Here is a 15,443-nt window from a genome sequence, read left to right as displayed (position 1 = left end):
GTTCACGGATCTCCCTACCCTCGGCTCCGATGCGCCTTGGCGAGGCTCCGCCCACCTCCTATGCTCCGCGACGTGCGTCTCCTCTGCCTCTCGGACATCCATGGACGCGCGGATGCGCTCTCCGCCGTGCTCGCGGTGGCCGAGCGTCGCGGCTACTCGAAGATCCTCGTCGCCGGGGACCTCTGCTTCCCCGGCCCCGATCCGCTCGAGACGTGGCGTCGGCTCACGCAGATCCAGGCCATCCTCGTCCAGGGCACCGGCGATCGCGCGCTCGCGACGCTCGACATCAGCAAGGTCGTCCCGAAGAGCCCCCACGAGCGCTCGCGGCTCGAGCGCCTCTCCGGGGTGCGCACCGAGCTCGGCGAGCTCATCCTCGCGCGGCTCGGCAGGCTCCCGACGACCCATCGGATGAACCTCGAAGACGGCAGCGAGCTTTTGCTCGTCCACGGCTCCCCGGTCGATCCGTTCGAGCCGTTCTGCCACGACATGACGGACGAGGAGATGGCGGCCCTGCTCGGCGACGATCCGGCCGACGTGATCGTCTGCGGCGGCTCGCACGTGCCTTTTGATCGCATGGTGCAGGGCGTACGCATCGTGAACGTGGGCAGCGTCGGCGAAGCCCCGGGCGGCGAGGGCGCGGGGCAAGGCTTTTCGCACGCCGACGTCACGCTGCTCGAAACGAGCATCGCCGGCGTCGAGGTCGAGCAGATCGCCGTCCCTCTCGGGAAGGCGGCGTAGGGAGGGAGCGGCGAACGATTCGCCGGGCCAGTCGGCTGGCTTTCTTTACGTCCCTTGGAACCCCGAGAAACCACCTGGCCCTGCACAGTAGCCATTCCCAAGCGACGGCGTGCAGCGCTATGATGTAGTTTGGCAGCATGAACAGCGGGCCGCCTGACGACGATATCGAAGCCACGCGGGTCGCCCACGTGAAGGAGCTCCAGGACGAGCTCAGGGCTCGATCGCAGCGTGATCGCGCCTATCTCATCGTGCTCGTCGGCTCGAACGTCGGCGAGATGTTCGAGGTCGAGTTTCCGGAGACCGTCCTGGGCCGCGGGGCGAACGCCACGGTGCGTCTGAACGACGACGGCATTTCGCGAAGGCACGCGCGGCTCGTCCGCGCCGGCAACGACGTGGTGCTCGAAGACCTCAACAGCTCGAACGGCACCTCGGTGAACGGCGAGAACATCAGCCAGCGCATCCTGCGCGACGGCGACAAGATCCGCCTGGGATCGACCACGATCCTCAAGTTCACCTACCACGACCACCTCGACGTCAGCTTCCAGCAGCAGATGATCGACGCGGCGCTGCGCGACGGGCTGACGAAGGCGTTCAACAAGCGCTATTTCCTGAGCCGCCTCGAGACCGAGATCGCCTACGCGAAGCGGCACCGCGCGCCCCTCTCGCTCGTGATGTTCGACGTCGACCACTTCAAGCGCGTGAACGACACGTACGGTCACCTCGCCGGCGACTACGTGCTCACGAAGATCTCGAAGCTGACGATGAACACGGTGCGGACCGAGGACGTCTTCGCGCGCTACGGCGGCGAGGAGTTCGGCGTGATCTGCCGCGGCGTCTCGCTCGGCAACGCGGGCATCCTCGGCGAGCGGCTGCGCTCGGCCGTGGAGACCACGCCGTTCGAGCACGAAGGGACGCGCATCCCCATCACGATCAGCGTCGGCGTCGCCGCGAGCCCGGATCTGCCGGTGGAGACGCCCGAGCAGCTCATCGCCGCCGCCGACGAGGCGCTCTATCAGGCGAAGCGGACGGGCAGGAACCGCGTCCTCCTGAAGCACGGGACAGGCTGAACCGCGGCTACGCAGGCTCGTCGAGCGCGCGCCGGAGCTCGCTCACGAAGGTGCGGACGGCGCGCCTCTGCTCGTCGCCGCTCGCGGCCTGCTCGATGCGCCGCGCGAGCGCCGTGCCGACGACGACGCCATCCGCGCCGCCGGACACTTCACCCGCCGCGAGCTTTGCGCTCGCGCCGCTGTCGATGCCGAAGCCCACGAGCACGGGCCGGTCGAACGCGCGACGCATCCCCTCGGCGTCGCGCGCGGCCGCGGCGAGGTCCGACGGGTTCGCCCCCGTCACGCCGGTCATCGAGATCGAGTACACGAACGCGCGCGGCGCGCCTTCGAGCGGCGTGGAAGCGCGCCGGATCGCCTCGATCCGCGCCGCGTGGCTCGTCGGCGACACGAGCGGCACCACGCCGAGGCCCTCGGACGCGCACGCACCCCGGAGCGGCCCCGCCTCCTCGGGAGGCAGATCCACGACGAGAAGCGCGTCCACGCCGGCCCCTCGCGCGAGCCGCGCGACCTTCGCCTCCCCCGCGACGAGCACGGGGTTGTAGTACGTGAACAGCACGAGCGGCGCCTCCGAGCGAGCGCGCACGCGCGACGCCACTTCGAGCACGCGTTCGAGCGTCGCGCCCGCCGCGATCGCTCGTTGCGCCGCGCGCGCGAGGGTCGGGCCGTCGGCCGTGGGATCACTGAACGGCACGCCGAGCTCGAGGACGTCCGCGCCCGCGTCGATCGCCTCGAGCGCGAGAAACCCCGACGCTTCGAGCGACGGATCCCCGACGCAGAGGTACACGCAGAGCGCCTTCCGGCCCGCGCGACGGAGCTCGACGAAGCGCTGATCGATCCGGTGCATCACTTCCCCCCGCCGTACGCCGTGATCGTGTCCAGGTCCTTGTCGCCGCGACCCGAGAGGCAAACGAGGATCCGCGCCGGCCGTCCTCGCGCCTCGGCCTCGCGCCGCGCGATGGGTCCGATCGCCGCGAACGCGTGCGCCGTCTCCAGCGCGACCACGATCCCCTCCGCGCGCGCCACCTCGCGCGCCGCGTCGAGCGCCTCCGTGTCCGTCGCGGAGACGTACGTCGCGCGCCCCGTGTCGCGCAGGCGCGCGTGCTCCGGCCCCACGCCCGGATAATCGAGCCCCGCGCTCACCGAGTGCGCCTCGGTCACCTGCCCCGCGTCGTCGCAGAGCACGTACGTCTTCGCGCCGTGCAGCACGCCGACGCGCCCGCGCGAGAGCGTCGCCGCGTGCTTGTCCGTGTCGAGCCCGAGCCCTGCGGCCTCGACGCCGTAGAGCGACACGCTCGTATCGCCCTCGAACGCCTTGAAGATCCCGATCGCGTTCGATCCGCCGCCCACACACGCGACGACGGCGTCCGGGAGCGCCCCGCGATCGAGGCACGAAGCGCGCGCCTCGTCGCCGATGATCCGCTGCAGCGACGCGACGAGCGTGGGGTACGGATGCGGCCCCGCCGCGCTGCCCACGCAGTAGTACGTGGTCCGAACGTTCGTCACCCAGTCGCGTAGCGCCTCGTTCATCGCGTCCTTCAGCGTCCGCGACCCCGACTCCACCGGCACCACGCGCGCGCCGAGCAGCCGCATCCGCGCCACGTTCGGCGCTTGCCGCTCCATGTCGAGCGCGCCCTGGTAGACCTCGCACGGGAGACCGAGGAGCGCCGCCGCCGTCGCCGTCGCCACGCCGTGCTGCCCCGCGCCCGTCTCCGCGATGATCCGCGTCTTGCCCATCGCCTTCGCGAGCAAGAGCTGGCCGAGCGCGTTGTTGATCTTGTGCGCCCCCGTGTGACAGAGGTCCTCGCGCTTGAGCAGAAGCTCTGCGATCGCTCCTCCGTCTGGATCGATCCGCCGCGCGAGCCGCTTCGCCTCCGTCAGGGGCGTCGGCCGCCCGACGTAGCTGCGCAAGAGCTCGTGGAGCTCCGCCTGGAACGACGGCGACGGCAGGATCTCCTGACGAGCGCGATCGAGCTCCTCGAGCGCGGGCACGAGCGTCTCTGCGACGAAGCGCCCTCCAAACTGTCCGAAATACCCGGAGACGAGCACGGCGAGAAGCCTGCTCGCCCGCGTGCTACCGGGCGAGCAGGTCCTTCCTGAAACGGAGGTGCAGCGAGCCCCGCGGCGCGGAGGTCACCAAACCGCGCACATCTTCGCCGGGCGCATCGGCGTGCCCTCGGCGCACGAGAACGCCTGGGCGAACTCGGGCGTGTTCACGAGCGGACCGTTCACGCGGAACCGGGGCGCCGAGTGCGTGTTCGTCTTCGCGTGGTGCCGCGCGTACTCGTCGCGGCTCTTCGCGCACCAGGCCTGCGCGTGCGCCAGGAAGAACTGCTGATCCTCGGTGAAACCGCCTGCGACGGTCACGTTCGCCGCGCCCTTGCGCATCTCGCGGTACGCCATGAACGCGAGCTTGATGCCGCCGAGATCCGCGATGTTCTCGCCGAGCGTGAGCTTGCCATTGAGCTTCACGCCGGGCAGCGGCTCGTACGTCGAGTACTGCTCCTCGACGCACGTCGTCTTCTTCTTGAAGAGCTCCCCGACGGCGGGCTCCCACCAGTTCTCGAGGTTGCCGTTGCCCGCGTACTGCGAGCCCTCGTCATCGAAGCCGTGCGTGAGCTCGTGGCCCACGACCATGCCCATGCCGCCGAGGTTCACCTGGATCGCCGACTTCACGTCGTAGAACGGCGGCTGCAGGATCCCGGCCGGGAAGACCATGTGGTTCTTCTGCGCGTCGTAGTACGCGTTCACCATCGGAGGGCTCATCTGCCACTCCTCGCGATCGACGGGCTTGCCGATCTTGGCGAGCCTGCGCCTCTGCTCGAACGCGCCCGCGGCCATCGCGTTCTTCCCGTAGCTCTTCCGGTCGACCTCGAAGTCGTAGCTACGCCACTTGCCCGGGTAGCCGATGAGGTAGGCCATCGTCGAGAGCTTGGCGAGCGCGCGCTCCTTCGTCTTCTCGTCCATCCAGTCGAGCGAGCGCACGCGCCCCCCGAAGGCCGTGCTGATCTGCTGCACCATCTGCTCGGCCGCGCGCTTCGAATCCCCGGCGAAGTGGCGCGACACGAACGGCTGCGCGACGAGCTCGCCGAGCGCGTGATCGGTGGCCTCGACGCACCGCTTCCAGCGCGGCTTCTGCTCCTTCAGGCCGAAAAGGCGGGCGCGAAACGAGAACGCCTCGTCCACGAACGGCTTCGACAGCTCGTCGGCCGACGCGCGCACGATCTGCCACGTCAGGTAGTTCTGCCAGACGCTGGCCTTCACCGACCCGAGCAGCTTGTCGAGGCCCTCGAAGAACGGGATCGACGTCAGGTTCGCCTGCTTCACGTCCGAGATCCCGATCGTCTTGAAGTACACGTCCCAGGGGAACGAAGGCGCCTTCTTCGCGAGATCCTCGCGGCTCACCATGTTGTAGACGCCCTTCGGATCGCGGCGCTCCACGCGCGTCTTCGAGATCTTGGCGATGTTGGTCTCGAGCGCGAGCACGTCCGCCGCGGCCTTCTTCGCGTCGGCCTCGGAGAGCCCCGCGAGCTTCAGCATCCGCTCGACGTGGGCCACGTACTCGGCACGCAGCTTCTTCGAGTCGTCGTCGTCCTTCGTGTAGTAGTCGCGATCCGGCAGGCCGAGCCCGCCTTGATCGAGCGTGGCGATGACGCGCGTCGCGTCCCCGGGATCCTGCTCGCCCGAGATCCAGAACAGCGGGAAGATTCCCTTGCCATGCAGGTCGGTGACCAGCGTGGTCACGTCCTTCGCCGATGAAACTTTCCGCGCACGATCCACGAGCGGCTTGATCGGCGTGATGCCCGCGGCGTCCACGGCCGCCTCATCCATGCACGCGGCGTAGTAGTCGCCGATCTTCTTCGTCGTCGGATCGGGGTTCTTCGCCTTGCCCGCGTCCTCGAGGATCGTCTTCAGCGCGAGCTCGTTGCGCTTGTCGATCTCGCTGAAGCTCCGCACCCAGGACGCCTCGTCCGAGGGGATCTCCGTCGACTTGAGCCAGCCGCCGCAGGCGAACTGGTAGAAGTCGGTGCAAGGATTGACGGACTTGTCGAGCGCGGCGCCGTCGAGGCCGACGCTCTCCAGCGTGGCTTCGACGGCCGGCGGCCCCTTGTCGGCGGGGGGAGCGACGGTGGGCACGGGGCCCGCGGTGTTGGTGATCGGCTCGGGCTTGGCCGAGCCACACCCAGCGAGGAGGGACATCGCCACGGAGGCGAAGGCGAGGGAAAGCGTGCGCATACGAGTCTCCGGTCGGGGGAGCGGCATCCTAGGACGAACCGCGCATGTCGCAACGATGGACGTCGCGCCGGAGCCCATGTGAACCCGCGAGAGCGCGTGAACAGGAGAGGACGTGGAGGGGCGTGATCGAGACCGCGATCAGCGACGCGAAATTTCTACGCGCCGACGACCCCTGCGCGCCGCGACGGCCGCGCCGATCACGACGCCCGCGATCCAGCCGAAGGACGCATCGCTCCCGCCGCCGACGACCCGGCACCCGCAGCTCCCGTCGTCGCCGCCGTCCGTGCCGCCACCATCGCTCCCACCCGCGCCTCCACTTCCGCCGGCAGCTCCGCTTCCGCCAGCGCCTCCGCCGCTGCCGCCGCTCCCGCCGGCGCCGCCGCTGCCGCCGGCGCCTCCGCTCCCGCCCGCGCCTCCATCGCCGTTGAGCTCGTAGGCGCCGATGTCGATCGTGCCGACCGTCATGCGCCCCACGGCGTCGGCCGGGTGCACGTAATGAAACTTGGGGGTCAAATCGTTTCCGCCGCCCATCCCGGGCGCCTCGCCCTTGTCCACGCAGGGCGAACCTTCCTTCAGCCGGTAGTCGAACGCGGCCTGATCGACGAACATGGGATCGCCCTGGAAGTTCGTCCCGAGGCTCGCGTTGCCCTGGTTCGTCAGCGTCCCCGGCCCGACGAAGATGTTGTTCCGGACGACCGCCGGGACGGCGTTCGAGCCGATGTTGAGGAACGTGCCGCCGTTCGGGCGCTCGTTGACGAACGTGTTGTTCACGACGAAGAGCTCGGTGATCGGGTTCGCCCCGTTCGACTCGAGGCAATAACCGACGAGCGAGCTGTTGTCCGTGTTCGGCCCCTGCTGGATGAGGTTGCCGATGATGAACGTCCGGCCGCCGTTCGAGATGTCGATCTCGTAGCTGCCCGTCCCGTCCTCCTCCGTGAGGCGGTTGTAGAGGACGTGGTTCTCGAGCGCGCGGGTCTTCAGCAGGTGGCCGATCTTCGCGGCGTGCGAGTAGTTGTACTGGAAGACCAGCTTGGCGACGTGGTTGATGTAGAGGTTGTGCGACTGGCCGTCGCCGTAGCCGTTGTTCGCGAACTCCGTGTACTCGATGAGGATCGTGCTCGCTGCGTTGTTGCCCGCGAGGATGCCGTTCTCGTTGTCGTGGAAGTAGCAGCCGCGGACCGTGAGGTTTGCGCCCTCCTGGCGGATGCCCGCGCCGTTCTGATCCGGGACCGTGGCGCCCGAGAGCTCGATGTTCTCGACGACGGTGTCGTTCCCCGCGATGACCCAGATCGCCTTGCCGCCCGAGTTTTTCCCCGCCGCGTCGATCTTCGCGAGCCCACCCACGCCACGCAACGTGAGCCCGTTCTTCGACCAGCCGCAGACATCGCCGTCGTAGTTGCCGGCCGCGTCGATCTCGATGGTATCGCCGTCGCTCGCCGCCGCGATCGCCGCGCAGGGCGTCGCGTGCGTCTTGCCCGGACCCACGGTCAACGTCGCAGCCGACACCGTCGTCGCCGCGAGCACGCACGGCGCCGCGACGAGAACCCCCAAGAGTCCCCTCGAACCTCTCCGCATCATCACCAAGACCTCCTCTTCAGGCGTCGTCCGCGCTGTCCGCCGCTCGCGCGGCGTCCTGCGTGGCACGCCGGGCTTCGTCGACGAACGCGCGCATCTTGCGTTCGTCCTTGAGCCCGGGCGCGTACTCGACACCGCTCGCGACGTCGACACCAAAGGGCTGCACGACGCGCACCGCCTCGGCGACGTTGTCGGGCCCGAGCCCGCCCGCGAGCAGGACGCGACGCGCGCGCGAGAGCTCGACGACGAGCGCGGGATCGACGCGCACGCCCGTGCCCCCCTTCTGCCCCGGGACACGCGCGTCGACGAGCAGGAGGTCACCGCCGTACCGCGCCGCGAGCGCGACGTCCTCGGCGCCGCCGATGCGCAGCGCCTTGAACGCGCGCGGCCCGAGTGTGCCCAGCACCTCGGGCGGCTCGTCTCCATGGAGCTGCACCCGGTCGAGCCCGACCTCGGCGACGAGCGCCTCGATGCGCTGGGGATCGAGATCGGCCACGACGCCGACGATCTCCACGCGACCGCGCGCCGCGCCCACGAGCGCGCGCGCGAGCGGCACGTCGATACGACGTGGTGATCCTGGGACGAAGTTGAGGCCGAGCATGTCGGCGCCCGCGGAGACGGCGGCCTCCACGTCCTCGATCCGCGTAAAACCGCAGATCTTGACGTGAAGAGCCGGGGGCGTTCGGTTCACTCGATGCCGAGGAGCTCTTTGACCTTGGCGATCACCTGAGGCGCCTGGATGGGCTTGGTGATGTACGCGTTCGCGCCGAGCTGGAGCGCGCGTTGCCGGTCTTCCTGCGAGCCTTCGGTGGTGATGATGATGATCGGCGTGTCCTTGTGCACCGGATCCGACCGGACACGCTTGACGAGCTTCAGCCCGTCCATGATCGGCATGTTGATGTCGGTGATGATGACGTCGTACTTCGTCGAGGCGAGCTTGCGCAGGCCATCGACGCCGTCGTCCGCCTCCGTGACGCGCAGGTTCTTGAGCCGCGCGAGCGCGAAGACCAAGAGCTGCCGCATCATGGGCGAATCTTCGACAATCAGGCAGGAGTACTCGGCCATCGATCAGTCCTCCAGGTCGAGGAACGCCTGTACACCAGGCACCTTGCGACCTGCATCGGTGAACAGCCGCGCGCTGACGAGCGCGAGGGCGGCCTGCGCGCCCAGGAGCCGGAACAGCTCACCGTCCTGGTCGTCGAAGGCCGTCTTTTGGGAAAGCGTCCCGAAGATGGCGATGACGCCGATGGGCTGGCCATCGATGAGCAGCGGTACCACCGCCGCGGGGCTCTCGACCGTGCCCTTCGAGACATCGTTCTCGGCGTCGTAGTACAGCTTGCCGGTGGAAAAAGCCCGTCCGATCGGGCCCTCGTCCACCGGTAGGGTCGCGATGTCGGCGAAGCTCTGGCCTTCCGTCGCCACCGCCACGAGCTCTTTCTTGTCGTCCGAGGCGATGTAGACACCGAACCGAGCCGCGCCGAGCAGCTGCGCCAAAAGCTCCTTGATGTTGCGGAGCACGTGGCGAACGTTCGTCGAGGAGTGGAGCTGCGAGGTCGCGACGTAGAGGTTCGCGAGGCTCGCGAGCTCGGACTCCACTTCCTGATGGCGCGAGGTGTAGCGATCGCTCACCGCCTCCATCGCCACCGAGCGCTGGAGCAGCGCGTTCTTCTCGCCCTCGAGCGCCTCGATCTTCCGCACGAGATCCCGCATCGCCGTGTCGCTGGCGATGTGCGAGCGGAGCCTGCCGTTCTCGTTCTCGAGCTCCGAGAGCCGGTCGCGCAGACGCTCGTTCTCCTTCAGGACCTCTTCGGTCAACTGAGCGCCCTTGCGGAAGAACTGCTGGATGAACAAATCCCGCTCCCTTTTCAGGTCTTCCGGAGGCTGGTCGCTGGGCGTCTTGGATCGCCCTTCGTTGTCGCTCATCGTCTCCCTGGGATCTCCAGCGACCCGGACGGTAGCACGCCCGGCTCGCCGGCAGGAAGGCCCCTTAAGATGGCCGGGCCAAGCTCATTTCTTCCAGCCGCCGGAGGCGAGGGCCGCCCAGCGCTCGAGATCCGGGGAAAGAAGGGTGGGCGCGCGCCGAAGGGCCCGTACGTCCCGTGCGCCCACCAAAAGCATGACGGCGCGGAGCTCGGACTCCACCCGGTCGAGGAAGGCGAGCGCACCATCCCGGCCCCCCGAAAGAAGCGCTTGCAAGACCGGTCGAGCAATCCCCGCCGCATGCGCGCCGAGCGCGATCGCCTTCGCGACGTCGACGCCGCTCGCGACGCCGCCGGTCGCGATGATGCTCTTGAACCGCGGCCGCGCCTCGCGGGTGATCAGCACCGAAGCCGCCGTCGGCACGCCCCAGTCCCGCAGCGTCACGCCGAGCGAACGCTCTTGCCCCGCGGCGCGCGCCGTCTCCACCGCGACCCAGCTCGTGCCGCCCGCGCCCGACACATCGACGTGCCGCACGCCCGCCTTCGCGAGCTTCTTCGCGGTGCGCGGCCCGATCCCGCAGCCCGTCTCCTTCGCCACGACCGGCACGGGGAGCTCCGCGACGAGCCGCTCAAGCGCCCCGACCACGCCCACGAAATCTCGATCCCCGCCCGGCTGCACGGTCTCCTGCGCCGGGTTCAGGTGCACGCAGAGCGCGTCGGCGCTCACGGCCTCGACGAGCTCGAGCACCTTCGAGGTCTCGAGGCTCTTGGCCTGCACGCCGCCGATGTTGCCGAGCACGAGCGTCGTCGGCGCCACGTCCCGCACCATGTACGTCTCGCGGGGCTCGCCCTTCAGGATCGCGCGCTGGCTGCCGAGGCCGAAGCCATAACCGCGCTCCTCGGCGATCCGCGCGAGCTCCCGGTTGATGTCCCGCGCGCGCTCGGTGCCGCCCGTCATCGCCGCGATCACGAGCGGCGCGCGCAGCTTCTTGCCGAGCAGCTCGATCGACGTGTCGATCTCGTCGACCACGAGCTCGGGCAGCGCGTCGTGCACGAGCTCGACGCCCTCGAACAGCGTCGTCTTCGCGCGGAAACCCACGTCACCCGTGGCGCACAGGTCGATGTGGTCGGCCTTGCGCGAGGAAATCGAAGAGCCCTGCGGCGGGACTGTCTGGAGTTCGGTCATTCGATCCGTCCGCCCCCTCCATGAGGCTTAGCGGTCCACGAATCAAGGGAAAGAAGCCCCTACGCTTTCGACGCGGCGCCGCGCACGCACTAGACTGTTCGCATGGATCTACCCGCCGAACCGAGGGTCCGCTGGCTCCTCCATCGCGCCGCGGCCCTGATCGAGCAAGGCGCCGAGCCCGTGCGTAGCCTGGTGCTCCCCACCGCGGATTATTTCCCCGATGCCTTCGACGGATCGCCGAACGCGGTGGCGAAGCTCCTCGAGCGCGTGCAAGCGCTCGCGGGCCTCTCGGATCTCACGGTCGAGCTCACGCTCGTCACGCCCGAAGGCGAGACGATGAGCACGGGCTGCGGCAGCGGCGCTTGTGGACCCGGCGGCAAGATCGAGGCGCGCCTCGATCGCGTCGGTCGCCGTCCCGACGGCTCCTACGTCGTCGCCGTGGGCACGGGCGAGGTGCGTGATCCCGTCGTCCTCACGACGGCCCTCGTCCGCTCCGTGGCGTGCATGTTCATGACCGAGGCCGACGCGTACGACGGGCTCTCCGCGGCCGAGCGTGAGCACGTCACGGATCTCGCGGGCGTGCTGCTCGGCTTCGGCGTCCTGCTCGCCAATGGTTCGCACGTCGTGGTGAAGGGCTGCGGCGGCGCGAAGATCCACTCCGCGACGCGCCTCGCCACGAACGAGCTCACGCTCGCGCTCGCGATGTTCTGCAAGCTCTTCGGCACGGACGGCAGGGTCGCGACGCGCCACCTCGATCCCGTCCCGCGCGAGCGCTTCGCGGAGTCCGAGACGTGGGCGCGCGCGAACGCGGCCGTCGTGCGCCGGCTGCGCGAGGATCCGGACGGGATCCGCAGCGACGCGTTCGTCCTCGATCAAGCCGAGGGATGGATGTCGCGCCTCTTCGGCTTCGGCCGCAGCAAGCGCGCGCCCACGGCCGAGGAGACGCTCTCCGAGCTCGAACGATCGATGCGCGCCACCACGCCGAAGAAGACTGTTGATCCCGAACGCGCCAAGAAGCTCGCCGAGCTCCGCGCGCTCGTGGACGAGACCCTGGAAGGACAATGAGCGGACGACTCTGGGACAAAGGCGGCGCCACCGACGCCGCCATGCTCCGTTACACCTCTCGCGACGACTGGAAGCTCGATCAACGCCTGCTCGCCTACGACCTCGTGGCCACGCGCGCGCACGTGCGCGGCCTCCGTCGCATCGGCGTCCTCTCGGAGGGCGAGCTCGACGCCATGGAGCGCGCGCTCGCCGAGCTCGTCCGCAGGAACGACGCCGGCGAGCTCGTGCTCACCGAGGCCGACGAGGACGGCCACACCGCGATCGAGTCCGCGCTCGTCTCGATGCTCGGCGACACCGGCAAGAAGGTCCACACGGGCCGCAGCCGCAACGATCAGGTCCTCGTGGCGATGCGCCTCTACGAGCGCGACGCGATGGACGAGCTCGAAGCGCTCGTCCTCGCCGCTTCCTCCGCGCTCGTCGCGCTCGCGCGTCGCGAGGAGAAGACACCGCTGCCCGGCTACACGCACCTCCAGCGCGCCGTGCCGAGCTCGGTGGGCCTCTGGGCCGGCTCCTTCGCCGAAGGCCTGCTCGACGCGGTCACCATCGTCCGCGCCGCGCGCGCGCTCACCGATCGCTCCGCGCTCGGCGCCGCCGCCGGCTACGGCGTGAACCTCCCGCTCGATCGCGAAGGCGTGGCGCGCGAGCTCGGTTTCTCCGACGTCGCGTGGAACCCGCTCGGCTCGCAGACCTCACGCGGCATCGTCGAGGCCACGCTGCTCGCCGCTGCGTGGCAGGTCATGGCGATCGTCCGCAGGCTCGCCTGGGACCTCTCCCTCTTCACGACGAGCGAGTTCGGCTTCGTGCGCCTCCCCGACGCGTTCACCACGGGCTCGTCGATCATGCCGCAGAAGCGCAACCCCGACGTCGTCGAGCTCATGCGGGCCGCCTGCTCCATCGTGCAAGGCGCGCTCGCCGAGGTGCAGACCCTCGTCGCGCTCCCGTCCGGCTACCACCGCGATCTGCAGCTCACGAAGTCGCCCGTGCTGCGTGGCCTCGACGAGACGCTCGCCACGGTCCGCCTCCTGCCGCGCCTCGTCGAGGGCCTTCGTTTTGACCACGAACGAATGCTCGCCGCGATCACGCCCGAGTGCTTCGCCACGGACCGAGCCGTCGAGCTCGCCGCCTCCGGCGTCCCCTTCCGCGAGGCGTATCGCCGCGTCGCCGACGAGATCAAAGGGCTCGCCCAGGGCGACGCGCCGGCGAGCCTCGCCGCGCGTGTCTCGCCGGGTGCGCCGGGCGATCTGCGCCTCGATCTCCTCGAAGCGCGCCTCGCCTCGTTCAGCGCATCTCGGTGACCGCGTCCGCGCCGCCCACCAGCACCACGTCTGCCATCTCGATGAAGAGCCCCGTGTCGACGACGCCGGGGATGCGCCGCGCCTCGGCGTGCGTACGCGCGGGATCGTCGAGCGCCGCGAAGCGCGTGTCGACGATCCAGTTCATGTTGTCGGTCACGAAGGGAAAACCGTCCGCCTTCTTGCGCACGACGGGCTCTCCGCCGAGGTTTTTGAGGTGCCGCGACGCCGTGGCCACCGCGAACGGCACCACCTCGATCGGGATCGCCGTCCTCGTTCCGAGCTTCGGAACGAGCTTCTCCGGCGTCACCAGAATCACGAGCCGCTCGGCCTCGTACGCGACCACGCGCTCGCGCAGGAGCGCGCCGCCAAGGCCCTTCGTGAGCGCGAGATCCGGCGTCACCTCGTCCGCGCCGTCGAACGCCACGTCGATCCCGTCGATCTCGTCGAGCCCGACGCACTCGATCTGGAGCTTCTTCGCGAGCTCCTCCGACCGCTTCGAGGTCGGCACGCCCCGCACGCGGAGCCCCCGGCGCACCCGCTCGGCGAGGCGATCGATGAACGCCTCCGCGGCGCGGCCCGTGCCGAGGCCGAGCGTCATTCCATCCGCCACGTGCGCGAGCGCCGCGAGCGCCACCCGATCGAGCGCGACCGGATCCGGACCCTGAGACATCGTCATGCCCCGCCCTTGCTCGATCGTGGCGCGCGCGGCAACCGCGAACGACCTTTTCCCGCGGCCTTCTTCGCCGGGGCCTTCACGCTCGGCTTCGCGCCGCCTCCCGACCCATCGAGCGGCGCCGGGCAAACGTCGCGGACCCTGCAGCCTTTGCACTCTCTCCCGGACCAGATCCGATCGAACGTCTCCTGCATCTCGTCGAGCAGCACGTCGTCGTCCGTCAGGATCCCCGCCTCGAAGTTGCGCCGCCCTTCGCCCTTCGCGCCGAGCCCGGCGCCCGTCAGGTTTGCCGACCCGAGGTAAAGCGCCGCGCCGTCGACCGCGATCATCTTGAGGTGCACGCGCGGGCAACGGCGCATCGCGAGCCCGCCTGCGCGCAGGTCGTCGTGCCGCGCGAGCTCCTCGCGGAACGCGCGTGACGGCACGCCCGCGTGAAGCAGCCGCAGCTCGACGCCGCTCCGCGCGAGGCCCCTCAGCACCTCCAGCAGCGACACGTATTTTCCCCGCGCGCGTGCCCTCGATCCCACGGGCGCCTCCACGCGCAGCTCCTTCACGTTCGCCGTCGCGATCCACACGCTCACCCGCGCCGACGCGAGCACGCGCTGCACGAGCACGTCGTAGTGCGCGCGATCCCGGAGCAGGCGCAGCTCGACGCGCCGGCCGCCGAGGCTCAAGGCGACGTGGCCTCGATGGAGAGATGCGCGGCGAGGATCGACCGCACGTCGTCCGGCATCGGGCACGATGCCATCACGTCGAGGTTCGTCGTGACGATCGTGTGCTCCACCGTCGCGACGAGCACAGCCCCCGCTTCGCGCAGCATCCGGTACCTGAGCGTCGCGCTCCGGTTGCCGAGATGCGCCGTGCTCGTCTCGATCCGGAGCACGTCACCGTACCGCGCGGGCGCGCTGAACGACATGTTCACCTTCACCGCGGGAAAACCCACGCGCCGCTTCACGATGAGGTGCGCATATCCGCCGTCGAGCCCCGCGAAAAAGTGCTCCATCGCCTCGTGGGCGAGGCCGAGGTAGTGCCCGAAGAAGACGATCCCCGCCGCGTCGACCTCCTCGAACTTGATCGGCCGCACGAAGGGGATCATGGCTTCACGCGAGATCCTCGGCGAGCTTCGTGATCGACGCGGGCCCGAGCTCGTTCCGCACGACGTACTTCGGGTGATCCACGCGCACCGCGACCTTCGCCGTCTTGCCGCGGATCGACGCGATCGCCGCTTCGGAGAGCTTCACCTTGAAGTAGTGCACGGCCGTCGTCCGGTCCGGCATCACGCCCTTCGGATCACTCGTCGCGGGCGCGCGCACGCCGTCGACCTCCACGCTCACGCAGCCTTCGAGGCCCTTCAGCTCGATCAGCATGCGGTCGCGGATCACGGCGTCCGGGATCTCCACGAACAAGGTCAGGCTGAGCTCGCCCTGGGACGGGATCAGCTCGTTGTACGTCACGACCTCGTGCGCGATGCCGCTCTCGCTCGTGATGCGCTCGGTGCGCAGCATCTCCTGGATCTGCAAGAGCACCGAGTCTCGGTTCTCGAACACCGCCGACATCTGTTCGCCGAGCTTCACCCGGCGCGGCCGCTTCTCCTCGATGACGCGCGCCCGGAACCTCGCCCGGATCTGCTCGTAGTCGCCGAGGGGCAGGATCTCGCTCCGATCGATCGGTCGCATCGCTCTTCCATCCTCC

At 69.4% G+C, this 15,443-nt stretch carries 16 protein-coding genes; 4 read left to right on the top strand and 12 right to left on the bottom strand.

Annotation, left to right across the window (positions count from 1 at the left end):
- The first annotated feature begins 72 nt into the window (after positions 1-72).
- Both QHF85_RS27435 and QHF85_RS27430 read left to right on the top strand, forming a co-directional pair.
- Positions 73-738, top strand: coding sequence for a metallophosphoesterase family protein (locus tag QHF85_RS27435; RefSeq protein ID WP_281330287.1), 666 nt, complete (start codon positions 73-75; stop codon positions 736-738).
- A gap of 137 nt (positions 739-875) precedes the next feature.
- The gene (locus QHF85_RS27430) at positions 876-1,805 is read left to right on the top strand and encodes a GGDEF domain-containing protein (RefSeq protein WP_281330286.1); all 930 of its coding nucleotides are present in this window, start codon (positions 876-878) and stop codon (positions 1,803-1,805) included.
- A gap of 7 nt (positions 1,806-1,812) precedes the next feature.
- Here QHF85_RS27430 and trpA read toward each other — a convergent pair whose 3' ends face one another.
- The 8 genes from trpA to fni form a co-directional block, all read right to left on the bottom strand.
- Positions 1,813-2,649 (bottom strand): tryptophan synthase subunit alpha, encoded by an 837-nt coding sequence (trpA, locus tag QHF85_RS27425; protein WP_281330285.1) that lies wholly within the window; start codon positions 2,647-2,649, stop codon positions 1,813-1,815.
- The gene (gene trpB, locus QHF85_RS27420) at positions 2,649-3,851 is read right to left on the bottom strand and encodes a tryptophan synthase subunit beta (protein WP_281330284.1); all 1,203 of its coding nucleotides are present in this window, start codon (positions 3,849-3,851) and stop codon (positions 2,649-2,651) included. Before trpB ends, trpA begins: the two co-directional genes overlap by 1 nt.
- Positions 3,852-3,935: 84 nt before the next feature.
- A complete protein-coding gene (locus QHF85_RS27415) occupies positions 3,936-6,038 on the bottom strand; it encodes a M13 family metallopeptidase (RefSeq protein ID WP_281330283.1) in 2,103 nt (700 codons plus the stop codon).
- 138 nt (positions 6,039-6,176) lie between these two features.
- Entirely contained in the window at positions 6,177-7,589 is a 1,413-nt protein-coding gene (locus QHF85_RS27410; RefSeq protein WP_281330282.1) for a hypothetical protein, read from the bottom strand.
- Between the two features lie 43 nt (positions 7,590-7,632).
- Positions 7,633-8,304 (bottom strand): phosphoribosylanthranilate isomerase, encoded by a 672-nt coding sequence (locus QHF85_RS27405; RefSeq protein WP_281330281.1) that lies wholly within the window; start codon positions 8,302-8,304, stop codon positions 7,633-7,635.
- The gene (locus QHF85_RS27400; protein ID WP_136928355.1) at positions 8,301-8,678 is read right to left on the bottom strand and encodes a response regulator; all 378 of its coding nucleotides are present in this window, start codon (positions 8,676-8,678) and stop codon (positions 8,301-8,303) included. The genes QHF85_RS27405 and QHF85_RS27400 overlap by 4 nt, the downstream gene beginning before the upstream one ends.
- 3 nt (positions 8,679-8,681) lie before the next feature.
- On the bottom strand, positions 8,682-9,536 hold the full coding sequence (locus QHF85_RS27395; protein WP_281330280.1) for a GAF domain-containing protein: 855 nt from the start codon (positions 9,534-9,536) through the stop codon (positions 8,682-8,684).
- Positions 9,537-9,620: 84 nt separating this feature from the next.
- Positions 9,621-10,718 (bottom strand): type 2 isopentenyl-diphosphate Delta-isomerase, encoded by a 1,098-nt coding sequence (gene fni, locus QHF85_RS27390; RefSeq protein WP_281330279.1) that lies wholly within the window; start codon positions 10,716-10,718, stop codon positions 9,621-9,623.
- 102 nt (positions 10,719-10,820) lie between these two features.
- Here fni and QHF85_RS27385 point away from each other — a divergent pair, with 102 nt between their 5' ends.
- Both QHF85_RS27385 and argH read left to right on the top strand, forming a co-directional pair.
- Positions 10,821-11,783 carry a hypothetical protein gene (locus tag QHF85_RS27385; protein WP_281330278.1) on the top strand — a complete coding sequence of 321 codons (963 nt, stop codon included), beginning with the start codon at positions 10,821-10,823 and terminating at the stop codon, positions 11,781-11,783.
- Positions 11,780-13,078: an argininosuccinate lyase gene (argH, locus tag QHF85_RS27380; RefSeq protein WP_281330277.1), complete on the top strand. Its 1,299-nt coding sequence runs from the start codon at positions 11,780-11,782 to the stop codon at positions 13,076-13,078. The genes QHF85_RS27385 and argH overlap by 4 nt, the downstream gene beginning before the upstream one ends.
- Here argH and rpiA read toward each other — a convergent pair.
- From rpiA to QHF85_RS27360, 4 genes are read right to left on the bottom strand one after another with little or no spacing between them, the layout of a single operon-like run.
- A complete protein-coding gene (gene rpiA, locus QHF85_RS27375) occupies positions 13,062-13,754 on the bottom strand; it encodes a ribose-5-phosphate isomerase RpiA (protein ID WP_281330276.1) in 693 nt (230 codons plus the stop codon). The genes argH and rpiA overlap by 17 nt on opposite strands.
- Positions 13,751-14,425 (bottom strand): phospholipase D family protein, encoded by a 675-nt coding sequence (locus QHF85_RS27370; protein WP_281330275.1) that lies wholly within the window; start codon positions 14,423-14,425, stop codon positions 13,751-13,753. The genes rpiA and QHF85_RS27370 overlap by 4 nt, the downstream gene beginning before the upstream one ends.
- On the bottom strand, positions 14,422-14,847 hold the full coding sequence (locus QHF85_RS27365) for a thioesterase family protein (protein ID WP_281330274.1): 426 nt from the start codon (positions 14,845-14,847) through the stop codon (positions 14,422-14,424). Before QHF85_RS27365 ends, QHF85_RS27370 begins: the two co-directional genes overlap by 4 nt.
- Positions 14,848-14,851: 4 nt before the next feature.
- Complete coding sequence (locus QHF85_RS27360) at positions 14,852-15,427, bottom strand: DUF3501 family protein (protein WP_281330273.1); 576 nt, start codon at positions 15,425-15,427, stop codon at positions 14,852-14,854.
- Positions 15,428-15,443: the final 16 nt, after the last annotated feature.

The organism is Polyangium sp. 6x1, assembly GCF_029946515.1.
In the GTDB taxonomy this organism is placed as follows: Bacteria; Myxococcota_A; Polyangia; order Polyangiales; family Polyangiaceae; genus Polyangium.
Note: the sequence above shows the minus strand (reverse complement) of the source record. Positions and strands in the feature narration are given on the sequence as shown.